The sequence below is a fragment of the Pseudomonas sp. GW821-FHT02C04 genome (assembly GCF_059421845.1).
Genome location: NZ_JBWKVT010000001.1, coordinates 406,391 through 429,134, shown reverse-complemented (window position 1 = coordinate 429,134; position 22,744 = coordinate 406,391). Strand labels below are relative to the sequence as shown.

27 protein-coding genes are annotated in these 22,744 nt (G+C 58.2%); 15 read left to right on the top strand and 12 right to left on the bottom strand.

What is annotated here, in order from left to right; genetic code table 11:
* Positions 1–44: 44 nt before the first annotated feature.
* A complete protein-coding gene (ycaC, locus tag AC07VV_RS01785; protein WP_495035021.1) occupies positions 45–677 on the bottom strand; it encodes an isochorismate family cysteine hydrolase YcaC in 633 nt (210 codons plus the stop codon).
* Positions 678–902: 225 nt separating this feature from the next.
* Here ycaC and AC07VV_RS01780 point away from each other — a divergent pair, with 225 nt between their 5' ends.
* Positions 903–2,465 carry a sensor domain-containing diguanylate cyclase gene (locus tag AC07VV_RS01780; RefSeq protein WP_495035020.1) on the top strand — a complete coding sequence of 521 codons (1,563 nt, stop codon included), beginning with the start codon at positions 903–905 and terminating at the stop codon, positions 2,463–2,465.
* On the opposite strand, the gene AC07VV_RS01775 is transcribed toward AC07VV_RS01780, so the two are convergent.
* From AC07VV_RS01775 to AC07VV_RS01765, 3 genes are all read right to left on the bottom strand, one after another.
* Positions 2,411–2,764 (bottom strand): hypothetical protein, encoded by a 354-nt coding sequence (locus AC07VV_RS01775; RefSeq protein WP_495035019.1) that lies wholly within the window; start codon positions 2,762–2,764, stop codon positions 2,411–2,413. The genes AC07VV_RS01780 and AC07VV_RS01775 overlap by 55 nt on opposite strands.
* On the bottom strand, positions 2,757–3,110 hold the full coding sequence (locus AC07VV_RS01770; protein WP_495035018.1) for a DUF7660 family protein: 354 nt from the start codon (positions 3,108–3,110) through the stop codon (positions 2,757–2,759). Before AC07VV_RS01770 ends, AC07VV_RS01775 begins: the two co-directional genes overlap by 8 nt.
* 91 nt (positions 3,111–3,201) lie before the next feature.
* On the bottom strand, positions 3,202–4,632 hold the full coding sequence (locus tag AC07VV_RS01765) for an aldehyde dehydrogenase family protein (RefSeq protein WP_495035017.1): 1,431 nt from the start codon (positions 4,630–4,632) through the stop codon (positions 3,202–3,204).
* Between the two features lie 124 nt (positions 4,633–4,756).
* Between AC07VV_RS01765 and AC07VV_RS01760 the strand changes: the two genes are divergently transcribed.
* The 5 genes from AC07VV_RS01760 (at position 4,757) to AC07VV_RS01740 (ending at position 8,471) form a co-directional block, all read left to right on the top strand.
* A complete protein-coding gene (locus AC07VV_RS01760) occupies positions 4,757–5,659 on the top strand; it encodes a LysR family transcriptional regulator (RefSeq protein WP_495035016.1) in 903 nt (300 codons plus the stop codon).
* Between the two features lie 90 nt (positions 5,660–5,749).
* Complete coding sequence (locus AC07VV_RS01755) at positions 5,750–6,643, top strand: hypothetical protein (protein ID WP_495035015.1); 894 nt, start codon at positions 5,750–5,752, stop codon at positions 6,641–6,643.
* On the top strand, positions 6,640–7,476 hold the full coding sequence (locus tag AC07VV_RS01750) for a suppressor of fused domain protein (protein ID WP_495035014.1): 837 nt from the start codon (positions 6,640–6,642) through the stop codon (positions 7,474–7,476). Before AC07VV_RS01755 ends, AC07VV_RS01750 begins: the two co-directional genes overlap by 4 nt.
* A 40-nt stretch (positions 7,477–7,516) precedes the next feature.
* Positions 7,517–7,807: a hypothetical protein gene (locus tag AC07VV_RS01745; RefSeq protein ID WP_495035013.1), complete on the top strand. Its 291-nt coding sequence runs from the start codon at positions 7,517–7,519 to the stop codon at positions 7,805–7,807.
* Positions 7,808–7,925: 118 nt separating this feature from the next.
* A complete protein-coding gene (locus AC07VV_RS01740) occupies positions 7,926–8,471 on the top strand; it encodes a GNAT family N-acetyltransferase (protein WP_495035012.1) in 546 nt (181 codons plus the stop codon).
* Between the two features lie 34 nt (positions 8,472–8,505).
* Here AC07VV_RS01740 and AC07VV_RS01735 read toward each other — a convergent pair whose 3' ends face one another.
* Positions 8,506–8,883, bottom strand: coding sequence for a Ypar14, super integron cassette (locus AC07VV_RS01735; protein WP_192560578.1), 378 nt, complete (start codon positions 8,881–8,883; stop codon positions 8,506–8,508).
* 74 nt (positions 8,884–8,957) lie between these two features.
* On the opposite strand from AC07VV_RS01735, the gene AC07VV_RS01730 reads away from it, so the two are divergent.
* Positions 8,958–9,155: a hypothetical protein gene (locus tag AC07VV_RS01730; RefSeq protein WP_495035011.1), complete on the top strand. Its 198-nt coding sequence runs from the start codon at positions 8,958–8,960 to the stop codon at positions 9,153–9,155.
* Positions 9,116–9,622 carry a hypothetical protein gene (locus AC07VV_RS01725; RefSeq protein WP_495035010.1) on the top strand — a complete coding sequence of 169 codons (507 nt, stop codon included), beginning with the start codon at positions 9,116–9,118 and terminating at the stop codon, positions 9,620–9,622. Before AC07VV_RS01730 ends, AC07VV_RS01725 begins: the two co-directional genes overlap by 40 nt.
* A gap of 38 nt (positions 9,623–9,660) precedes the next feature.
* Here AC07VV_RS01725 and AC07VV_RS01720 read toward each other — a convergent pair whose 3' ends face one another.
* Positions 9,661–10,551 (bottom strand): LysR family transcriptional regulator, encoded by an 891-nt coding sequence (locus tag AC07VV_RS01720; RefSeq protein WP_495035009.1) that lies wholly within the window; start codon positions 10,549–10,551, stop codon positions 9,661–9,663.
* On the bottom strand, positions 10,533–10,727 hold the full coding sequence (locus tag AC07VV_RS01715; RefSeq protein ID WP_495035008.1) for a hypothetical protein: 195 nt from the start codon (positions 10,725–10,727) through the stop codon (positions 10,533–10,535). The genes AC07VV_RS01720 and AC07VV_RS01715 overlap by 19 nt, the downstream gene beginning before the upstream one ends.
* Between AC07VV_RS01715 and AC07VV_RS01710 the strand changes: the two genes are divergently transcribed.
* Together AC07VV_RS01710 and AC07VV_RS01705 are read left to right on the top strand one after the other, a co-directional pair.
* The gene (locus tag AC07VV_RS01710; RefSeq protein WP_495035007.1) at positions 10,717–11,706 is read left to right on the top strand and encodes a zinc-dependent alcohol dehydrogenase family protein; all 990 of its coding nucleotides are present in this window, start codon (positions 10,717–10,719) and stop codon (positions 11,704–11,706) included. The genes AC07VV_RS01715 and AC07VV_RS01710 overlap by 11 nt on opposite strands.
* A 41-nt stretch (positions 11,707–11,747) precedes the next feature.
* A complete protein-coding gene (locus AC07VV_RS01705) occupies positions 11,748–12,212 on the top strand; it encodes a thiol-disulfide oxidoreductase DCC family protein (protein WP_495035006.1) in 465 nt (154 codons plus the stop codon).
* Here the strand turns inward: AC07VV_RS01705 and AC07VV_RS01700 are convergent.
* Both AC07VV_RS01700 and AC07VV_RS01695 read right to left on the bottom strand, forming a co-directional pair.
* On the bottom strand, positions 12,195–12,686 hold the full coding sequence (locus tag AC07VV_RS01700) for a DUF2269 family protein (protein ID WP_495035005.1): 492 nt from the start codon (positions 12,684–12,686) through the stop codon (positions 12,195–12,197). The genes AC07VV_RS01705 and AC07VV_RS01700 overlap by 18 nt on opposite strands.
* A 2-nt stretch (positions 12,687–12,688) precedes the next feature.
* Positions 12,689–13,816, bottom strand: a complete 1,128-nt coding sequence (locus AC07VV_RS01695; RefSeq protein WP_495035004.1) for a saccharopine dehydrogenase NADP-binding domain-containing protein — start codon at positions 13,814–13,816, stop codon at positions 12,689–12,691.
* 164 nt (positions 13,817–13,980) lie between these two features.
* On the opposite strand from AC07VV_RS01695, the gene AC07VV_RS01690 reads away from it, so the two are divergent.
* Together AC07VV_RS01690 and AC07VV_RS01685 are read left to right on the top strand one after the other, a co-directional pair.
* The gene (locus tag AC07VV_RS01690) at positions 13,981–14,544 is read left to right on the top strand and encodes a P-loop NTPase family protein (RefSeq protein WP_495035003.1); all 564 of its coding nucleotides are present in this window, start codon (positions 13,981–13,983) and stop codon (positions 14,542–14,544) included.
* A 58-nt stretch (positions 14,545–14,602) separates the two neighbouring features.
* Positions 14,603–15,511: an alpha/beta fold hydrolase gene (locus AC07VV_RS01685; RefSeq protein WP_495035002.1), complete on the top strand. Its 909-nt coding sequence runs from the start codon at positions 14,603–14,605 to the stop codon at positions 15,509–15,511.
* A gap of 22 nt (positions 15,512–15,533) precedes the next feature.
* Here the strand turns inward: AC07VV_RS01685 and AC07VV_RS01680 are convergent, their stop codons facing one another.
* From AC07VV_RS01680 to AC07VV_RS01670, 3 genes are all read right to left on the bottom strand, one after another.
* Complete coding sequence (locus AC07VV_RS01680; protein ID WP_495035001.1) at positions 15,534–16,175, bottom strand: LysE family translocator; 642 nt, start codon at positions 16,173–16,175, stop codon at positions 15,534–15,536.
* 243 nt (positions 16,176–16,418) lie between these two features.
* A complete protein-coding gene (locus AC07VV_RS01675; RefSeq protein ID WP_495035000.1) occupies positions 16,419–16,898 on the bottom strand; it encodes a hypothetical protein in 480 nt (159 codons plus the stop codon).
* A gap of 245 nt (positions 16,899–17,143) precedes the next feature.
* Complete coding sequence (locus AC07VV_RS01670; RefSeq protein WP_495034999.1) at positions 17,144–17,527, bottom strand: hypothetical protein; 384 nt, start codon at positions 17,525–17,527, stop codon at positions 17,144–17,146.
* 317 nt (positions 17,528–17,844) lie between these two features.
* On the opposite strand from AC07VV_RS01670, the gene AC07VV_RS01665 reads away from it, so the two are divergent.
* The 3 genes from AC07VV_RS01665 (at position 17,845) to AC07VV_RS01655 (ending at position 22,716) form a co-directional block, all read left to right on the top strand.
* Positions 17,845–18,471, top strand: a complete 627-nt coding sequence (locus AC07VV_RS01665) for a response regulator (RefSeq protein ID WP_495034998.1) — start codon at positions 17,845–17,847, stop codon at positions 18,469–18,471.
* A gap of 6 nt (positions 18,472–18,477) precedes the next feature.
* On the top strand, positions 18,478–21,687 hold the full coding sequence (locus tag AC07VV_RS01660) for an ATP-binding protein (RefSeq protein WP_495034997.1): 3,210 nt from the start codon (positions 18,478–18,480) through the stop codon (positions 21,685–21,687).
* Between the two features lie 132 nt (positions 21,688–21,819).
* Entirely contained in the window at positions 21,820–22,716 is an 897-nt protein-coding gene (locus AC07VV_RS01655; RefSeq protein WP_495034996.1) for an EAL domain-containing protein, read from the top strand.
* Positions 22,717–22,744: the final 28 nt, after the last annotated feature.

Here is a 22,744-nt window from a genome sequence, read left to right as displayed (position 1 = left end):
GCCTGCTTTTGAGGGCAGGCCTTTCGTTTTTTTGCAGTATTCGATCAACCCTGACGAGCCGTCAGCGCCGCATACCCATTCATCAAATTGCGATAGTTCGGAATCCGCTGCGACAGCAGGTTGCCCAGCCCTTCAATGTCGTTGCGCCAGTCGCGGTGCAGCTCGCAGGCCACCGAGAACCAGTTCATCATCTGCGCGCCGGCCTGGGTCATGCGGTTCCATGCGGCCTGTTGCACGGTGGTGTTGAAGGTGCCGGAGGCATCGGTCACCACGAACACGTCAAACCCTTCCGCCAGCGCCGACAAGGTCGGGAACGCTACGCACACGTCGGTCACCACACCGGCAATGATGATCTGCTTGCGGCCGGTCGCCTTGATTGCCTTGACGAAGTCTTCGTTGTCCCAGGCGTTGATCTGGCCCGGGCGGGCAATGTACGGCGCATCCGGGAACATTTCCTTGAGTTCCGGCACCAGCGGGCCGTTCGGGCCTTGTTCGAAACTGGTGGTGAGGATGGTCGGCAACTCGAAGAACTTGGCCAGGTCGGCCAGTGCCAGCACGTTGTTCTTGAACTCGTTCGGTGAGAAGTCCTGGACCAGCGAAATCAGACCGGTCTGGTGATCGACCAGCAGAACCACGGCGTCGTCTTTGTTCAGGCGGTCGTAGGTTGCAGTGCTCATGTTGAATCCCTTTTTAGTTGTGGAAGTTCGCTTGCGTTCAAGATGGGCACAGATTAATGACTCGCCTGAAAGCGATAAATCACCTGCAAAGCGTTTAACCGTCAACCCAGAAGAGACAATCCAGCCAAAGTAATGAGCAATTACAAGGCTGCGCCGAACTTCCTGCCGATCCTTGTCATAATGTTCGCCAGCATTACGTTCAGAACGACATTCAAGGAAAAGTTGATGCTCGGACGCAACACGCAAGAGCCAACTGCAAACAAGGCGCAGCGCCCCGCCAGCAAAGCCGTGAAGGCCGGTTCGACCTTTCGGCTGACGGTCAGCTTCATGCTGGTTGTGGTCGTGGCGTTTCTGGCGGTCGAGAGCTGGCGGACGTGGCGTGACTATCGTTCGGTCTTTGCGTCTGCGCGCGATTCGGTGACCAACCTGGCCCGCGCCACCGCCCAGCACGCCGAAGACACCATTCGCCAGGTCGATGTGGTCACCGCCGGGCTGGCCGAGCGCGTCGAAGGTGACGGACTGCAGAACCTCGATGTCCCGCGCATTCACAAGCTGCTGGTGCAGCAATCGAAAATCATGCCGCAGTTGCACGGCCTGTTCATCTACGGCCCGGATGGCCACTGGATCGTGACCGACAAAGAGGTCACCCCAGAAACGGCCAACAACGCCGACCGCGATTATTTCCAGTACCACCGTACCCATGAGGACCGGCAAGTGCGCATCGGCCAGGTGGTCGAGAGCCGCTCCACCCATGACCTGATCATTCCCATCTCCCGCCGCTTGAACAACCCTGATGGCTCGTTCGCAGGCGTGCTGCTGGGGACGGTCAAGGTCAGTTATTTCGTCGACTATTACGGCGATTTCCGCATCGATGACAAAGGCGCACTGGTGCTGGCCATGCGCGACGGCACGATTCTGGTCCGCCGTCCTTTCATCGCCTCTGTGGTGGGCAAAAGCCTGGCGAACAGCGAGATCTTCAAGACTTACCTGCCCGCCTCCAACGAAGGCATCGCCCAGATCCGAGCGGTGGTCGATGACACTGAACGGCTTTATGGCTATCGCGCCTTGACCACCTATCCGCTGGTGGTTGAGGCCGGCCTGTCGAAAGATTCCATCACCGCGCCATGGCGTCGGGACCTGCTGAAAAACGGCTTCGTGCTGATTTTTCTGATCCTGGTTCTCGCCGGTTTTGGACTGATCGTACTGAGTCAGTTGCGCCAGCGGATCGCGATGGAACGGGAGATCCGTTCCGCGCATCAGGCCATGCGCGACATGGCACTGACCGACAGCCTCACCGGCCTCGGCAACCGTCGGCGCCTGGACAACGCGCTGGCAGACGAGATTCGCCTGGCCCGGCGCCAGGGCTCATCGCTGTCGTTGATCATGCTCGATGTCGACCACTTCAAGCGCTACAACGACCGCTACGGCCACGCCGCCGGCGACGACTGCCTGAACGCCGTCGGACGCGCGATCCAGCAAGCGGTCAAACGCCCCGGCGACCTCGCCGTCCGCTACGGTGGCGAAGAGTTCACCGTGCTGCTGCCCAACACCGAGAACGCCGGCGCCATTCAAGTTGCCGAGGACATCCTGCAAGCCATCCGCTCGCTGGAACTGGAACACTCCGGGCATCCCCTCGGGTACGTCACGGCCAGCGCCGGCATTGCGACCCGCCATCCGGTTGACGACACAGTGACGCCGGCCATGCTGCTGCAGTCGGCGGATACCTGCCTGTATCAGGCGAAGCGGCTGGGGCGTAATCGTTGGTGTTCGGCGGATGAGTCGGTGTGATCGATGGATGCGGGTGACGGCCAGAGGTGCAAGCTCGATTCGACGATTCCGTTCATCACGCCATCGCAAAATTCATAGTTCAGCGATCCCTCCAGATAGCCTTCCGCAATCGCTACGGAGAGCTCGTTCAGTAGATCTCGCGGTGTCATTCCGAACTTCGCGCACGTGACGGCAAGATCACTCAGCGTTAATCCATTGACCTCGGCTTCCACCGAAAGCGCCTTGAGTTCGTTGTCCGGTAGCATTCCGGGCATGGGGCTCTTCCGGCCAGACGCGAAGGTCGCGTGCGGCTCACTCATAAAACTTTCCGGCCAGCAGAATGGCTGCGCAACGCTGCCACACGTTCGATACCGCACTTTCGTTCGAGATGGACCGGCTGCTTGAATCAGCCCACGCAGCCGCTGCATCGAGAAACGAGTCAACGGATCCGTTTTCCCACTCTGAAGCGCCTGCCCCATGGGGCGTTGAAGGTGACAGCTCTTCCAGTGATCGCTCGTGGGCAAAATCAGCACCCAGCGCCTGGATGAAGCGAATGAACGAGGCTTCATCGCTGACATGTACCAACAATTCATCAAGATCCAAAGGGTCAGACATGAGTTTCCAGGCTTGGTGTTCGGGAGGCGCCATGCTGCGATACAGCAGCATGGACGGTCAACTTCAAACCTGGGCAATCATTCGTAACGCTGCTGGAAACCAGGAATGAATTCCGCCCGGTTTCCGATGCCACACACAGCGTTCACTTCACCGCGTCATGGGTGATCAATGTCTTAGGTTCCAGATACGCACTCATCCCCCACTTGCCCATTTCGCGCCCCATGCCCGAGTGTTTGAAGCCACCAAAAGGGGCGCGCGGTTCGTGGGCCAGGGTGTTGATGAGCACGCGTCCCGAATCGATCTGACGGGCGATATTCACACAGCGTTCGGGGTTCTGGCCCAGCACCAGAGCGCTCAGCCCATAGTCCGTATCGTTGGCAATGCTGATCGCATCGGCGTCGTCCTCGTAAGGGATGATCGTCAGCACGGGGCCGAAAATTTCCTCACGCGCGATACGCATCTGGTTGTTGGCGTCCGTGAAGATCGTGGGCTTGACGAACCATCCGGCGTGCAGGCCTTCCGGACGACCTTCGCCACCCGCCAGCAACCTCGCCCCCTCCTCCTGACCGATACGGATGTAGCGCTGCACCCGCTCCCATTGTTTCTGACTGACCATCGGGCCGATATCGGTGTCGGCGTTGCGCGGATCGCCCGATTGAAACTGTGCGACGCCCTCTTTCGCAGCCTGCTCGAACTCTGCGAGCCGTGAACGTGGGACAAGAATGCGAGTGCCGGCGATGCAGGCCTGGCCGCTGTTGAGAAATCCGGCGTGCAGTGCCAGCGGCATGACCGCCTGGAAATCCGCGTCATCGAGTACCACGGTGGGCGATTTGCCGCCCAGTTCCAGGGTCACGCGTTTCAGGGTGTCGGCGCCGGTTCTGACCAGATGCTGGCCGACTGCGGACGACCCCGTGAACGAGATCTTGGCAACGTCGGGATGACGGGCGATTTCCTCGCCAACCACATCGCCCCGTCCGTTGACGATATTGAAGACACCCGGTGGCAGCCCCGCTTCGTGCAACGCCCGGATCACGACCTGCGTCTGCAACGCGCTCATCTCGCTGGGCTTGATGACGGCGGTGCAGCCTGCCGCCAGTGCGGTAGCCAGTTTGTTGCAGATGAAGCCGGCATTGCTGTTCCACGGTGTGATCAGACCGGTCACGCCCACGGGCGTCAGAATGACCCTGGCCATGCCGGCCTGCTCTTCGAAGTCGAACGCCTCCAGCGCCTCGATCGCTTGCGCAATCACATCTGCCGGATACGTCGCCATCCAGCGCCCGCGAACCGCAGGCGAGCCGTACTCCTCAAGGATGGCTTCCAGCAGTTCTTCTTCTCTGGCCGCCACGGCCTTATGCATGCGTTGCAGGGCGGCGATGCGTTCCTCACGCGTGGTCCGAGACCAGGCCGGGAACGCAGCCTTGGCGGCGGCGATGGCGCGCTGGGCGTCGAGTGCATCGCCCAGTCGAACCTGACCGATGACTTGCTCGGTGCTCGGGTTATGGAGGTCGAACCATTCCTGACCGTGTGGGAGGACGTACTCGCCGTTGATGTAGATGTGTTCAATTCGCTGCATGGCAACTCCTCGCTGAAAACGACTCGCTTGAAGCGAGTCTCGATGAAGCGAAGTCTAAGAAGAGTTGATTGTTCCGATAAGCTATCCTTTGATTTATGAAGCATCCCTATTTTCAGGACAATCCATGCACAGAACAGGAATGACCGAACTGGAAGTGGTGCTGGCCGTTGCCCGGCGCAACAGTTTTCGCGGCGCGGCACAGGAACTGGGCATGTCCACAACTGCCGTGAGCAGCGCGGTGGCCGGCCTCGAAGCGCGCCTGAAGGTGCGCCTGTTCAATCGCTCCACACGCAGCGTTGCCCTCACCGACATCGGGCAGCGCTATGTGGAGCGCATCGCCCCGGCCCTGGCGCAGATCAAGAGTGCCGGCGAAGAGGCCAGCGTCGGTCTCGACGAACCCAGCGGCACACTGCGTATCAATGCACCACACGGCGCGGCCTATCTGCTGCTGGAGCCGCTGCTCTATCAGTACGCTCAGCGCTATCCCGACATGCGCATCGACGTCGTCAGCGAGGCAAGCATGGTCGACATCGTCGCCGGGGGCTTCGATGCCGGGATCCGCCTGGCAGAGTCCGTGCCGCAAGACATGATTGCGGTGGCGCTGTCAGGCGACATCCGTATGCTCATGGTGGCAACGCCCGAGTACCTCGAACGCCATGGCGTGCCCGAACACCCGCGGGATCTGCTGACCCACCAGAGCATCGGCATGCGCATGGCCCACGGTGGCCTCTACCATTGGGAGCTGGAACGCGACGGCGAGAAATTGCAGATGGATCTGCCGGCGCGCCTTGTGTTCAATGAGTTGCTGGCGATCAAACAGGCCGTGGTGCTGGGCCTTGGCATCGGTTTCATTTCCGAGTGGTTCATCCAGGAAGAACTGGCAAGCGGCGCACTGGTGCCGGTGCTGATGCCGTGGTGTCCGTCGTTTGGCGGGTTGAGGCTTTATTACTCGGGCCATCGCTTCGTGCCGGCGCGATTGCGTGCGCTGATTGATCTGGTGCACGAGTTGCGGCCGAGTCCGGTTTGATTCTTGCGATCAATCGAGATGTGCATTGCAAATGTACGGCGGTCTGTCTTCAAGGCAAAATGGCGCCTCGTTTTTTCAAGGAACACATGAGTGATCAGCAATACATTGAAATCATGGATCGATTGTCGGCTGATCTCGCCGCTGCTTTTACTGACAGGCCTGGTAACGCTTTCTGGCTGTCACCAACTGACCACCGACCAGCGAATAAATGCCTATATGGACAGTGGAGGCAAGTCCGCTCCAACGTACATGACTTCAGAAGAAATCAAGGCAATGGAGGCTAGGCGCTATATCGCGGTTCTACGCAGTACCTTGGCCGAGAGTGTGTTCCTGGCAAATGGCGAAAGCATGCAAGGCAGCGTGAAGTTGCGCATGAAGCTCAGCCAGCAAGGTGACGTATTGTTCTGCGAAGCGCAGCCAACTGACCCGGGCGCTCCACCCGACTTCGCCAATCTGGTCACCGATGTTTGCTGGAGCAGCATCTGGACGGAAATCCCGGAAGGTCTCCAGAGTCCAGTCGATGGCTCCCTTGAGATCATCGCGCCGTTGATAGCCAAGGGCGATACTTCGTCCATTTCCGATTACGACCTGACACACCAGAAGGCCGGGCTGGAAAGCCGATTTTTCTGGGACAACGTGTTGGCCAGGCACTCAATCAACGCGTTCGGCAGCGCCCATTTTGATTTCACGGCTAACGCTAAAGGCCAAATCACACGCTGCGATGTGACGCTTGAAAAAAGCTATTTCCGTCCAGCGTCGTTTCATCCGGATCCCGCGTTACAAAAGGCACTCGCGGCTCAGTGCTTACAGCTTGATCTGCAACAGATGCCAGGATTTCAGGTGGGTAAGTCTGGAGTAATCAATCGCTCGGTTTTTGTTAAGTACTTTCCGTGGAAAAACCACGTGGGGAAACATCAGGAAAAAGCTGCAGCTACCGATAAGAAAGAGGCCACCCCGGTCAACACCCGCAAGGAACGCACATGAGTTTGTTCAAGAAGCTTCTCGACTCATTGAAACGTCCTTTTAACCAGGACACCCAAGCCTCACCACAAGCCCTTCATCTGCAAGAACTGGTGACTGCCGGCAACCTGAATGAGGCTGAAGCAGCAAACATGGCAGCCCGAATGGCCGGTGAAGCCTGCCTGGATCGCTACTGGGGATCTATCGGCACCGTGGAGCGGGATGTCCTTGCCTACATGATCAGCCCGAGCTTTTCCGGCGGCCCTTACTGGCCCTCGACGCGCCAGGCCTACCGAGTCATTCGCCGTGGCGACAACATAATCATCGCCACCGAAGGCCTGTCGGACCCTTTCGATGATGATGCTGAAGGGACAGGCAACGGTTTCGAGATGGAGTTGTTCCTGGAAACCGCCGATATACCCGAGCACGCCCGTGGCCCCTTGGGTAATGTCGACCCTTTCCAGCGCAGCTGGGCATTCGAGCTAGTGGAGCACATTGCCAAAACGGTGGCAGACGCTGGAGGAATAACTCACCGACTCGACCAGTACGGTGCGCTATCAATCGAAATTCCCGGCTTCAGCCTGTCCAGTCACATGAGTGATCAACTGCCCGCACATTTCGTGACCGAGGACGACTCAACCGGCGTCCTGCTGGGCGCCCCTGAACCGGACTTCCCTACCCGACTGGATGACATGCCTCTATCCCCGGTCAGAATGGTTTCCGTGGTATTGATCACAGCATCGGAGCTTGAATACATTCGTTCGGGTGGGCGCGCAGCGCGCGATGATCTGGTGAACCGTTTGAAGGCTGCGGGCATCGGGCATATGAGCAGCCTGCAACGTGACAGCGTTGTATGACGGCGGCACTCAGGGGGAAGGAAACTCTCGGGAATCAAACATGAAGCGGCTTCAACTCGCCCCTGCGACCTATCACCTGAACGACAGTTTTTGGGACCTTCTAGGTGCTGAGGACGGATCGCTGTATCTGCTCGTCAATTGCGAAGCGTCTTTTGTGAGTTACGACGCTCTGATCAAGCTCAACGACGAGGAGTTGCGCGATCACCACGGCCTGGGCTGGCTGTTCATTCAGTACCTGGCCAATCGAATCAATTATTTCGTCAGCGATTACAAGGCACGGCTGATCACGGGGCCTTTGCTTGACAGGGCGATTCTAGCGTCGAAACCGTAGATATCAAGCTTGAGCGCGATGGCTCCATCAATATCAGTCGCATTGGCTCTTTTCTTGAAAATCCGTGGCTCTAGACTGGTTCCCTCCCCACGACTCACCTGGAAAGGAAACCATTCTAGTGCACGACTTCGACTGCCAACCCGTTTTATGCGGGAAAACGCTTAGGCTCAAACCTCTTTCCGAAAGCGATTTTGAAGGCCTGTTTCTGGCGGCCTCAGACCCGCACATCTGGGCAGGCCATCCCGCCAGTGACCGCTATGAGCGGCCGGTATTCGAAGCGTACTTCGCCGCACGGCTAGCCACCGGCAAAACGCTGGCCGTCATTGATATCGACTCGGGGCTGATCGTGGGCATGTCGAGCTATTACACCCCGCCCGACCTGCCGGACAGTATCGCTATCGGGTATACCTTTCTGGTGCGGGCGAAATGGGGTGGCGAGACCAATCGCGAGCTGAAACAGCTGATGGTGGAACACGCCTTCAAGGCGTACGACACGGTCTACCTCCACATCGCCCCGTCGAACATCCGCTCGCAAAAAGCCGCCATGAAAATCGGTGCGGTGCACTTGTATGATGCCGAACTGACGCTGTCCACTACGCCGGCCTGGTGCAAGTGCTACGGACTGACCAGGTCACAATGGACTGCATCGCAACAACACACTTGAAGTGCTGAATGCGACGTTTGCGACAGTGGAGTCATCAGGCTGTCGTGTAGCTGAATGGCTCCAGGAAAATCTGAGGATCGACCCAGAGCCTGAGCCCGTAGGGAATCACTGAATATCCGTCATATCGCCCGGTGAACGTGTTCGACGCGGCAAATTCGAGGAATTTACCGCGCTTGTCCTCTACAACCCGGATCCCCGGGCAGCCCAGCAGAGTGTATTTGATGATGGGGTTGGGCAGCGATGCTTCCCATAGCTGAATCTCGACATCGGAATCGTACTGCCATACCGTCAGCTCCAGTCTGAGAGAGCCTTGTTGAATCGAGTATCGATGCGACGTTTCAAACTCATCCTGGGACGGAAGGACACCGAGTACGCCAATCAGATCAAACGGGTCCCATACGAGCAGCGGCATATTGTTTCCTTGGCCTGACTTTGAGCTGTATCGTACCCATCATTTGCCTGTTAAACACTCTGCTGGCTGAACGCATGTATCAAGTCTGGGCGAGGGAAAGTGGCGGCTTTGCGGAGGTACTTGGCCTGTTCGGCTACTTCGATGATGCCTACGATCTGGCCCAAGCCGGGATAAATGCAACAGTCGATCAGATCGATCAGGAACTGCTGGATTTCACCGAAGGTTTTCTGAGTTGGGACTGGATGACAAGATGCAGTGCGGCAGACAAATAAAAAACAAATTGACCAGCGACCCGACACCTTCCATCCCGTCACCTCAGGAAATCGCAATAATCAAATCACGTTATGTAAAAGGCCAAGGCAAGGCATCGTTGCATCTGGCGCTGATCCATTCGATCTCGAGTGAATCGGGTTACCTGCAACTGACGGATAACGCAGGCGCAGAACATCGAGTCCCTTTCAGCTCCCAGGCCGAGCGACTGCGCCTGCTCGCGAGCCTGATTCGCGAACGCGTGCCCATCGCCGTCGGTGGCATGTGCCCGGGCCCGGCCGATGAGGTTGCGCTGCTGATTGCAAACAAGGCGCTCAACGGCCCATACATCGAACTCTCGTGGACGGCGCCACAGCAGTGGATCGTGCGCGAAATTGCAGGTGACACCGTGGAATGGGAAGCTGAATCGGACGTCGCGAGGATCGCCAATACGTCATTCGATCCGGGGTTTCTGACAGACTCGAAATGAGTTGAACGATGGAACCTGATCACGGCCTCGCTGCCCTTTCACGCATCAGCGCCAAACGCAGCCCTGGCAAAATCCACGAAGCTTCGCAGCTTGGGCGTCAGCCGAGGGTCCGGTGCATACAGAAGATTCATCGGGGAGACCGGGACGTTGTAGTCCGGCAGAAGGCCGACCAGCGTTCCGCTTCTCAGCGCATCCTTGACCAGTTCCAACGGCAACAGCACGACCCCCAGCCCTGCCACCGCGGCCGACAGCAAGGGGTCGGCCTGATTGATCGTCAATCTGCTTTTAATCGGCACGTCGATGCAACCGTCCGGCCCTTCGAGGCGAATGTGTGAGCGACCGTCCGAATAGGCAAACGCCAGGCATTCATGTTCCTGCAGATCCAGCGGCGTCGTGATGGGTGGACGTCTGGCGAGATAGGCAGGCGCCGCGCACAGCACCATTTGATAAGGCTTCAAAGGCAATGCCTTCAGACCGCTGTCGGACAGTTCACCGATTCGAAACACCCCGTCATATCCGCCCTCCACTAGGTCAACGAGTTCGTTGGATAACGTCAGATCCACGGACACCTGCGGATACCTGACCATGTACTCCAGCAGCCGAGGCGACAGCGTGCTGACGCCAAAGGTGACCGGCGCGTTGATTCTGAGCCGGCCGCTGGGTACGCCTCGGGTCATCGCGGCCATTTCTTCGGCGGCGTCCATATCGGCCAGGATCAGCTTCGCCCGTTGATAGAACGTACGGCCGAAGTCGGTGAGGCTCTGTTTGCGGGTCGTGCGATTGAGCAGCGAGACACCCAGATGCTGCTCGAGCATCTTGACCTGTTTGCCGACCAGTTGCGGGGACAGATTGAGCTCATCCGCCACCGCGCTGAAGGAGCCAAGCTCCACCGCTTTGACGAAGACGGACATCAAGGTGAGGCGATCCATTGGAAACCCTGTGTTTCTAGTGTTGCGCTATCGTAGGTCTTTATCTGGCGCAGGCCAAAGCCTAAATTGACGGCCATGGCAACGACACGCACGGCTGCAACAGGTGCGATTTCACGCGAATTCAGGCCGGTTACACCGGCCTCATTGATCACAGAAGAGGTAACCATGGCACGCATTGTCAGGATTCATGAATACGGCGACGCAAGCGTTTTGAAACTGGAATCGGTCGATGTGCCGGCTCCGGCATCCGGCGAGGTGCAAATCGAGGTCAAGGCCTTCGGGTTGAATCGGGCCGAGGTCATGTTCCGCAATCACGCCTACCTGCAGGAAGCGCAATTTCCCAGCCGCCTCGGTTATGAAGCGGCCGGTGTGGTGGCTGCCGTCGGCGCCGGTGTCAGCGAGTTCAAGGTCGGCGATGCCGTCAGCCTGATTCCGCCGCTGGACATCGCCAAATGGGGCACCTACGGCGAGCTGGCCAACGTGCCCGCCGAGCTGACGGTCAAACACCCGTCGAACCTGTCCTTCGAACAGGCCGCCGCTTCCTGGATGCAATATGTCACCGCGTGGGGCGCGCTCGTCGAACAGGCCAAACTGACGAAGAACGATTTTGTGCTGATCACTGCCGCCTCCAGCAGCGTCGGCCTGGCGGCCTTCCAGATTGCCCGAATGGTAGGCGCGACTTCGATTGCCGTGACCCGCACCCGGGCCAAGAAACAGGCCTTGCTGGACGCCGGCGCCGCGCACGTCATCGTCAGCGATGAAGAGGATATCGTCGCCGCCGTCATGGCCCTGACCGATGGCCAGGGCGCACGCGTGGTGTTCGATCCGATCGGCGGCCCCGGGTTCGAACAGCTCACCCAGAGCATGGCCAGGGGCGGCATTCTGCTTGAGTACGGCGCATTGAGCCCGGAGCCCACGCCGTTCCCGCTGTTCACCGTGCTGGGCAAGTGCCTGACGCTCAAGGGCTACCTTTACGCAGAGGTCGTCGCGGATCCTGCGGCTCTGGGCCGAGCCAAGGCGTTCATCAGCGATGGCCTCGCATCGGGCGCGCTGAAGCCGATCATCGCGAAGACGTTCGCCCTCGAGGACATTCAAGAGGCGCATCGCTTTCTTGAAGCCAACCAGCAGGTCGGAAAGATTGTCGTGACCGTTTAAGGATATGATCCGGGAAACCAGGCCTCAATGGACCGATGTCTATGCCCGTTTCCCGGATTCGCCCTTCACCGGCTCCCCTGCTGAAACCCGGCGAGACGGTGGTGTTGTTCGATGGCGTCTGCAAGTTGTGCAATGGCTGGGCGAAGTTCCTGATTCGCCATGACCGCCATCAGCGAGTCCGGCTGGCGGCAGTGCAGTCTCCCGAAGGGCAGGCGCTGCTCGCCTGGGCAGATTTACCCCTCGATCAGTTCGACACCATGGCGGTCATCCGCGACCGACACTACTGGGAGCGCTCCGACGCCTTTTTCGAAGTCATTGCCCAACTGCCTGCCCGCTGGCGTCCTTTGCAATGCTTGCGCATTTTCCCGCGCGGGCTTCGGAACTGGGCCTACGATCGTATTGCACTGAATCGTTATCGGCTGTTTGGACAATATGACACCTGTCTTCTGCCTGATCCCGATCATGAACAACGCTTTCTGAAGGCTTCCCTACAGCAAGAGCCCTAGCAACTGCACGGGCGTCATCTTCGTCACCATCATCAAGACAATCACGAACATCCCCAGAAAACCGGCCACCCCCATCCAGAACCATTGGCGGTACACCGACCCGTACTCGTCCGCGAGCCCTCCTCCGGTCTCGATTGCACTCGAAGCCATCACATACAGGCGCTTCTGCAGCACCAGCACCGGCAGCCAGAGCGATCCCACACAAAGAAAGATGATCAACGACGTCAGCACCCATTCCGTGGTTAACGGAAGGCCGGCCAGTTTGATCAGCCCATAGCCCGATGCGATCTGAATGAAGCCTGCCGGGGTGGTGATCCGGGCGTCGAAGCGCACGACCATTTTAGCCACATGAGCAATCACTTGAGGATTGGCGGTGCGGCTGGCGGCGATCAGGTAAAGGTAGGAACCCATGCCGAATCCGAACAGGAAAACCGCGGCGATCACATGAATGTACTTGAGGCACAGATAAAGCATGGTCAGCGCTGCCCGTCAGAGAAATGCACGGACAGGCTGAGGTTTCCAGGGTCGTTGATCGCGGCCATGTATTCGTCGACGGTGATTTCGCCCACGCAAGGCCGGGCGCCGGATTCAGGCACATAGCCTTGGGCCATTTTGGCGGCCAGGGCAACAGCGGCGCAGCTCGGGATTTCCGGGCCCTTGTCCTTCAGTGCTGTCAGCTGAGCGGTCATGGACAGTGGTTGTCCTTCAACCCCGAGACCTTGCACGTCGATGTACATCGCGCTTTTGCCGTCGCCGAGTCGCTCGAACCAGGTGCCCAGACGATGCAGTCGTGCGGCCCAGGGCGCATGGTCACGAATCAGCCCCATCTTCTGGGCCTGGGCGAACAGAGCATTGGCGACACCGCCGAGTTTCAACCCCGCTCCAGCCTTGAAACTCAAGGTTCGGGCACCGTAGCGACCGGCGAAAATGTCCATGTCCGGCACGTCGACGTTAGCCAGCAAGCGAGTGCCCAGGTGCGGCATCTTGCGCAACGTCAGATCCTGCCAGCCCGGCACCTCGTGAACCCGACCATCCTTGAGCTGTTTGATTGGCTTGCCCGCGTAGGCAAGCACACCTTCGACAGTCGACAACCCCGGCATCTTGGCGGAAGAGGAAATGCCATGCTCGATCGAGTCGATGCGCTGAAAGCGATAGCGCTGCTGATCGATGATGGCCGAAGACAGGGTCGGCACCGAACTGCAACCACTGAGAATCGCCACGCCCGCCGCTTTCGCGCGCGCATCGAGTACAGCGATGCCGTTGACGAAGGTACGGCAGTCGGACAGGTCGCAATAGTTCACCCCGGCCTCGATGCAGCTTTCGGCAACCGCATAGGACTGCCCCTGAAACGGGCCTCCGGTGTGGATGACCAGCTCAATTCCCATTGAGCCCAACGCAGATTGAAACCCGGTGCCCATCGCATCGCCGCACCAACTGGCGCAGGTTTTTCCTGAAGCGGCTTGCAACGCCTCGACCTTGCGCAGCAACTTGTGCGGATCGCGACCCGAGATCGCCAGATCAACATCGGGCATCGACGCCAGATGCCGGCAGACGATGCTGCCGAAGTTTCCATACCCACCGACCACCAACACCTTGAACGCCATTCAACGCTTCCCTAACGATTCGATCGTACAGCCAACTTGCCCGAGACAGGATTCGCGGGAGCTTCCCTGATATCGGCGGGTCAGGCAAGAAATACGACTGAATCCGCTTTGATTGAACCTCCGGAACCTGCACAATTGCCGGCTTTTTTCGACAGGACGTCCCCATGCAACGGATTGTGATTCTGGGCAACGCCGGCAGCGGCAAATCCACCCTCGCCCGCACCCTCGGCCAGCGCCTGAACCTGCCCGTGGTGCATCTGGATACCTTGTTCTGGGAACCAGACTGGGTCGAGCCCGACGCAGAACAATTCCGCACACGGGTCCGCGAGGCAATCAACGCGGATTCATGGGTGTGTGAAGGCAACTATGCCCGGCGAACCTTCGACCTTCGCCTGCCCCGCGCCGACCTGATTATCTGGCTCGATACGCCACGACTCACCTGCTTCGTCCGCGTGATTCGGCGCAGCATCATGAACCGCCCTCGCCCGGATCTCGCGACAGGCTGCAGAGAAAAAATCGACCGGAAATTCCTGACGTTTCTGAAGTTTGTATGGACCTTTGACCGGGGTTACCGCCCGGGTATCGACAACGTGCGCCAGTCAATCGGGCCAGACATCCCGGTGGTGCACTTGCGTGGCAAACGGCAGGTTTCGACCTTTCTCGACAGGCTTTGCACCCCACCTCAAGTCAGCCAGAGGCAGACTCCCGCGCAAAACACTCAACGGTAAAGGCAGCGTTCTAAAAGCGGTCTACGCTCCACCCACCTACACCTCTGGAGTCACCGTGATGATCCGCGCCTTGCTGACCGCTTCCTTGCTGGTGGCCCTGAGTGTTCCGGCCCATGCTGACGTAAAACCGTACCCCGCTTCCTTCCGCACGCAAGACATTGCCGTGGACGGCGCGAAGATCCACACGCGCATCGGCGGCAAAGGCCCGGCCGTGGTGCTGTTGCATGGTTTTGGTGATACCGGGGACATGTGGGTGCCACTCGCCACCGATCTGGCGAAGGATCACACCGTGGTGATCCCTGATCTGCGCGGCATGGGGCTGTCGTCGATTCCCGACAGTGGCTACGACAAGAGGACCCAGGCGGGAGACATCCGCGCCGTACTCGCCTCGCTGGGCATCGAGCATTCGGTCGTCATCGGTCACGACATCGGCACCATGGTCGCGTTCGCCTATGCCTCGCGGTATCCGCAACAGACCGATCGCCTGGTGGTGATGGATGCGCCCGTTCCGGGCATTGCGCCGTGGAACGACATCGTGCGTTCGCCGATGCTCTGGCACTTCGATTTTGGAGGCCCGGACATGGAGCGACTGGTCGCCGGCCGTGAGCGCATTTACCTGGACCGGTTCTGGAACGAGTTCGCCGGCGACCCTAAAAAAGTCGACGAAGCCACCCGCCAGCACTACGCCAAACTCTACGCCCGCCCCGGTGCGATGCATGCGGCCTTCGCTCAGTTCCGCGCCATTCGCCAGGACGCGGTGGACAACGAAGCGTCGTCAAAGAACAAACTGACGATGCCGGTCCTGGCCGTCGGCGGTGAAAAATCCTTCGGCAACAACGAAGCGATCGTGATGCGCAACGCCGCCGACAACGTTACCGAAGTGGTGATTGCCGGAGCGGGTCACTGGCTGATGGAAGAAGCACCGGTGGAAACCACGCAGGCGATTCGCCGCTTTATGACCCGCTGACGCGGCAGATGGACGCTGACCCTCAGACAGCCTGCCGGCGCATGGTCAGAATGGCGGCGCCGAAACCAATGAACGTCGATCCCACCACCCGGCTGACCCAGCGGGAAAACGCCGGTCGGGTCAACACGCCTTTGGCCCGGGATGCGAGCGCGGCGTAGAGCGTCAGGGACGTCACCGACAGCGCCATGAAAATCGACGTCAGGATCAGGAACTGCGGCAGCAGCGTCGCGCCCTGGTCGATGAACTGCGGAAACAGTGCGGTGAAAAACATCGTCGCCTTGGGATTGGTCACGGCCGTCAGGAATGCCGACTTGTAGAGTTTCAGGCGCGTGGGCCGGGCTTTCTTCGAATCGTCCTGAGGACTGTCCTGAAGCATCGCGTCCTTTTTGAACAGTTGCTTGATCCCGAGATAGAACAGATAACCGGCGCCGATGATCTTCACCGCGTTGAACAGCATTTCGGAACTGGCGAGCAACGCCCCGAGCCCGAGCATCGCGGCGGCTGAAAGACAGAACAGGCCACTGGCATTGCCGAGCGACGACCAGATCGCGCTGCGCTGACCATGGGCCAGGCTGTTGTTGATCGCCATCAGCGTCGCGGGGCCCGGGCTGGCAATGGCAATCGCGGCCACCAGGGTAAAAGCCAGAATCGAGTGAGAATCCATTTTCCATGCTCGTGGGAGTGAAAGGCTGCAGGGTACAGGAACCGGTGTGGCGCATCGACCGGTTGAATCGGCAGCAATGACCGTCACCGCCATTTGATTCGATCAAACATGAGCTATCGTTTCAGCGACTCGCCGTCATCGAGTGGCGGCCATCAAGCAAGGATGCTTCATGGCGGCGGCGCTCGACGGGCAGTGGACTCCGCCAGCGGCGGTGAAGGTGGATTGAGCGTGCGTCAGGGACGCCTAGCCATCCAGCCTCTTGTTATTGATTTTGTCCAGCGCTTTAAGGATGGCGGGTTCACGCTCCTTCAATAGGGCCTGGAAGGTATTCTCGACGGAGTCTTCAGCGTCGAAAATCTTGTCCAGAAAGCTGCGACCCTCAGGCGTGTTGTTCAAAATGTCTTTGCTCTGCGCGGGGTTATCGTGGGCACGAATCGCCGCATTGAGTTCATCCGGCTGCAAGTGAGCCGCCAAGGTATCGATCCGCAGGTTTCTAATCTCGTCGAAGGGAACTTTGTCTTCCACAACCTCGCGGATTTCTTCGTCCATCACCGCCATGTAACGAGGCGAGTAATCTCGCATTACGGTTTCCACCACCTCATCGTAATGTTCCTTGAAGGCGCCACTGATATCGACCAGTTCCCTGGCCTTGTCCTTGCTTTCTCCACAGGCGGTCAGTGACGTTGCAAGCAACAAAACCAATGCTGCCGTTCTCATTCCCATGAGCCTTTATCCTTGTTCAATTTGTAGAAACCGATTGCCTGGCGCAGGTGCGGACGACTGCTTTCCATGGCAAACCTGCAGAACTGCAGGGGCCACGATTCTATGCTGACTCCGGTCATTTCTCACGAAAAGGATCATTGGATTCTGATTGCCGCCATGACTGTTGCTGGGCGATAACGAGCCTCAAGAGATGTCCGAATAGCCGATCATCGAAGACGTTGGTAAATACTGATTTGTATCTCAGCTCAGCACTTGCACTCCATCAGCCCAAGTAGTTCCGGCGAACGAAGCGGAGTCTGTAAAACCCCTCCCAGCGGAATTTCATGGGCCCTTGCCCAGAAGATCACGCTTTGACGCTGTCTGGAATTGACATCAGCGACCGCAATGATCGAGCCGATCGCACGATACCCTGCAAGTTCCTGTAACGCCCATGCATCCAGGGCGAGATCAAAGGCATCGTAGATCAGATACTCAAAACGCTTTCTCTTCTCCAGCAGTTCAATCACTTCATTGAAGCGGTGACACAAGCTCAGTGAGTAATAGCCCAGCGTGTTCAGGGTGCTTGCATAACCGAAAAGGGAACCGCAATGTTTGCTGAATACGACAATCTTTCCCCTACCACGACGCATCGTCTGTTCCTTGGTAAAAAGGAAAAGACATTAGCGACCCGCCACCGTTGTTCCTACAGTATCCGTCTGTTTGTCGAGAGGATTCGTCTTGGATCGCTCAGCCATTGCGAGCCCGTGTCCGAAACCGAGAAATTTCTTGTCCGCCGGCAAGAACATTCGCGAAGCAGATCGGGATGACGCCGGGTGCATCTCGGGTCTTGTCCAATAATAATGAAACACACAACAAATGCGCTTGATGCCGGGTATCTCGACCATACTCAGCCATTGATGTTTCTCCGCACTTCCCAATCCCGATGCTTCAAGGCGACCCACGACTGATGAGCAAGAAAGTATTAATTGTCGATGACCACCCATTGATCTGTCAGGCCATTCGGCAAGCCCTTGAGTCAATCGGTTTCGAGACGGTCGGCGAGACGTCCGATGGCGTCGAAGCCCTGCAAATGATCGAAGCCTTGAAGCCGGACATGGTCATACTGGACATCGGCCTTGAAAAAATGGACGGGCTGGCCGTCTTGAAACGAATCGTCCGGGAAAAACTCGATACGCGGGTTCTGATCTACACCTCCCAGATGAAAGAAACGTTTGCAACGCGCTGCTTTCAGGGCGGCGCCAGCGGATTCGTGAACAAGAGCGAACCGATCAGTCAGTTGATCAAGGCAATTGAAACCATTGCCGACGGATACGTGTTGTTTCCCAGGGACGCCATACCGCTGTTTGCCAGTGCTGCCGATTCAGGCACTCCGGGCGACCTGGCAAACCTGACGGATCGTGAAATGCAGGTGCTGACCCTGCTGGCCGAGGGCTTTTCCAACCGTGACATCGCGCAGAAACTCAATCTCAGCAGCAAGACAGTCAGTGGCCACAAGGTCAATCTCCTTATGAAGCTGGGTGTGACCTCCGTGGTCGAGCTGGCCAGTATCGCCAAGCAGCACAACCTTGTTTGACGCGCCATGGTGAAATCCACACTGGCAGCACTCACAACCCTCTTCGTCCTCATGGCGTGGTGCTACATACCGGTCAGGGCTGAATCCGATGACCTGTTGCCGATTGCGCGACAGCGGATCAACGCGGTGAACATTCAGCTCAGCGAGCAGGAAAAGAGCTGGCTTGCTCACAAGCAATCGCTGATTGTCGGCGTTACCCGCGACCCACTCCCGCCGTACCGTATCTTTACCGGGCAGCATGGTTTCGAAGGGCTGACGGCAGATTATCTGGTAGCCATTCAGCGTGAACTGGGTGTCGAGATCAAGGTACGCGCGTTCGATTCGAACCAGGACGTCTTTGAGGCCCTGCGCCAGGGGCAGGTCGATCTTGTCGGCAGCGCCACGTCCCAGGAGGCCAAGGATTTCGGCGTGCAACTGACGCCGCCTTACGCACTGACAGAACTGGCGCTGTTCGCTGAAGGTGGCGATATGCACGAGTACAGCACTCATGATCCTCAGATCCGTATCGCCGTGGCCAATCACTCCGCATTGACGTTGTACAAAAACAACGGCGGCCAAGGCATCTTTATCCAGTACGCCTCCCCTCTGGCGGCGATGGCGGCGGTGTTGACCGGGGATACCGACGTCTATCTCGGCGACACACTTTCCAGTTCCTACCTGTCCAGCCAACTGTTCAGCAACCAGCTTGAAGTCAACCAGAGTACCCGGCAGCCGGAAGTCAGGATCGCTTTCGCCATTGCCCCTGACAATTCAACGCTGGCAGGGCTTCTGGAGCGTGGATTAGGTGGCCTCAAGCCGTGCCAGATCGGGGATGCGCAATACCTCTGGGGCGACATCGAAGGCTGCGATGCCAACGGCTTTCGCGACCGCCTCACCGACGCCGAGCGTACCTGGCTGGACAACACCGGCATGGTCAGACTGGCGATCAGCGAGGACCTGGCTCCCTACGCCTTTTTCAACAGTCATGGGCGCTTGAACGGAATCGCCTCGGATCTGCTGGACATCATTCGGCGCAAATCAGACCTGCGCTTCAAGATCATTCGTGTCAGCTCGTTGGGTGAAGCTGATGCCTTGCTGGCCAAGGGTGAGGCAGACCTCGGCATTCTCACGGAAGTCAGCCATGCGCCGTTGCACTTCCTGCGCACACGATCCCTGGTCAGCGCGCCCTATCTTTTTGTCATGCGCAATGACGATCGGATCCTCCTTGATGAACACAGCACTGCCACCGTTGCTGTCGCGAAGGGCTACATGCTCTCCCCGCTCCTCGCCAGGCAATATCCCAAGGTTCATGTCGAGGAAACCGACACCATGGGGGAAGCTTTCAATCTGGTTCGCGAAGGCAATGCCCGGTTTGTCCTGGCGCCCGCCAATGTGGCGCGCTACTACCTGTCCTACAAGTACGAGAGCAGCCTGAAGGTCGGTGGTATCGTCGATATCGAGAACGCTAATGTGGTGTTTGCCGCCCCTGAAGACCACGGCCAATTGATCTCGATCATTGACAAGGCCATGGCAGAAATCCCTCCACGGGACTTTTTGCAGATCATCGGACGCTGGCGCGCCAACTCTGCCACCGATGAAAAATACTGGGAGGGCATCGCAGCCTACATCTGGAGGTCGTTTGAGGTGCTGGGCGCTCTGCTGGTGCTTGCCGGGCTGCTGATCCTGCTTCAGCGCCGGCGTATCCAGCGCAAGCGCCACGACTTGCAGCAACGACAATTGCTGCTTGATGAACTGCAACTGGCCAAGGAGTCCTCGGAAAAAGCCAGCCGCAGCAAGTCGGTATTTCTGGCCACCATGAGCCACGAAATCCGCACCCCGCTCAATGCCATTATCGGCATGCTGGAACTGGTCCTGACCCGCAAGGACAACGCCGAGCTCAATACTCGTTCTGTGCACATCGCCTACGACTCGGCCACCAGTCTGCTGACCCTGATTGGCGATATTCTGGACATTTCCCGCATCGAGGCCGGAAAACTGTCACTGGCTCCGACACCTGTGCGCATCAAGGATCTGCTGGAGTCGACGAGCAATGTCTTCACCGGTCTGGCTCGCCAGAAGCAACTCTTTCTTCGCCTGGATATCGATCCGTTGGCGAGCGAACGGGTCTGGGCCGACGAGTTGAAACTCAAACAGATCCTTTCGAATCTCTTGAGCAACGCGATCAAGTTCACCGACCACGGCGGTGTCGACATTCGTTGCCAGGTGACACCGACGAGCGAAGCTGCCCTGCACTTCGTTATCAGTGTCAGTGACACGGGCATTGGCATTCCCGAAGCGCAGCTCGATCAGGTGTTCAAACCGTTTTTCATTACGCAGGAGGCCGTCAGCAACCCAAACGCTGGTGCAGGTCTTGGGCTCGCGATCTGCAAGTCTCTGAGCGAACTGATGGCGGGTCGCCTGGAGGTGGAAAGCACAGTCGGCACCGGCACCCGGATCACATTGAGTATCGAGCTTGAGCGCATCAGCGAAGAGAGCGTACAGGCTGATTCGAATCCGCAACTTCCGGCGAGCGCCCGCTACGATTTGCCTCTGAACGTATTGATCGTCGAAGACCACCTGCCAAGCCAATACCTCCTGTACCAGCAAGTCACCTACCTTGGACATTGCGCCGTGACGGCCAACAACGGACTGGAGGGGCTGGCGATGTGGCAGGAGCGCGAAATCGACATTGTGCTCACCGACTGCAACATGCCGCAAATGAGCGGCCACGAGATGAGTCAGAGCATTCGCCGACTGGAACAAGCGCGTGGCGTACGGCCGAGCACCATCATCGGTCTGACAGCCGATGCCCAGCGCGAAGTGCTTGAAAGCTGCCTGGCTTCGGGTATGGATCATTCGATGGCCAAACCGATCACTCTGACTGACCTCAATCGCTGGATTCCCAAGCGCGGCGCAGACGTTCTGCAACCGAGAAGCGCCGTGTCACCCATGAGCGACATCCGGGCTGATTTGGCCGAGCAGGTCATTCACAGCAATGAAGGTGAACACAGCGCCCTGCAACAGGCTGTGGAGAATGACGACCGGGCGGAAATGCAACGTATCGCCCACAAGCTCAAAGGCACCGCGTATCTGCTTAACCACACGAAGTTGCTGGAACACTGCACCGAGATAGAGGACATGTGCGCCCAAAATGCGGATCCTGCTGACCTGAAAGAGGCTGTATCCTCATTGATTCAAGCCTTGGAGAAAATCAATCGGTCGCTGCGCCAGGAGTGACTGGCATTTATCGATCAGGAAAAAGCTGTACCCCATTCAAGAAAAGCCTTGGCTGAACCACAGATGCATCTTTCGTGGCGTCAAGGAGGGGTCACATAAGCTTTGCGGGTATTCAAATTCAGGCCTTCCGCCATGCCAAATACCCCTTTGCGCTCACCTCTGTCGAGCGAGCCTTCGCAACTCCAGCAGCGTTCGCTGCAACAACTGGACTGTTTGAAAATATCAAAAAACCAAGGCCTCGAGCCCAGTGCCAATGATGTGCAGCTGGGCCTGGGATTGCGCGAGTTTCGGGCGTACCTGCAACCAAAATTTGATGTGCGTACGGGTCGCGTCGATGCAGTGGAGGTTCTGGCACGCTGGCAACATCCGTTGCGTGGTGTGATCGGCCCCGCAGATTTTATTGCATTGATGATAGGCAAACAGTGGCTCGACGATCTGCTGCTGGAACTGCTGGATCAAGGGTTGGCGTATCAGCTCAAGCTGCATCAGCAGGGCCGGCTTCTGGGAATGGCCTTCAACCTTTCCCTTAGCCAGTTGGCCAGCAACACCCTTGTCGATCGTCTCGAAGTACGGTTACGCCAACATCCGCTACCGCTGTCGGCCATCACTTTTGAAGTCACCGAGGACGGCCCCGCCGTTGTCTGTGCCGACGGGGTGAAGCAACTCGAACGCCTGAGTCAACTAGGCATTCGGCTGTCCTTAGACGATTTCGGCACGGGCCATTCGTCGCTCTGGCGCCTCTGTGAACTGCCCCTCAACGAAATAAAACTGGCGGGCGAGTTCACCCGACTGCTGGGCGGAACCGCTCATTACCAGGCGATCATCCACAGTACGTTGGCGTTGGCCAATGAGCTGGGTATGCAATTGGTGGTGGAAGGCATTGAAACTGAAACGCAGCGCAGTTGCTTGTTGGCAATGGGGGTACGGACCGGGCAAGGTTTTTTGTGTGCCCGACCGATGTCGATCGAGGCTTTTGATCGCTGGTTAGTCAAACCCTACAAGAAATTCCAGCTGCAACCTACCGATTGACGGACGAAAAAGGGGAGCTGATAGAACA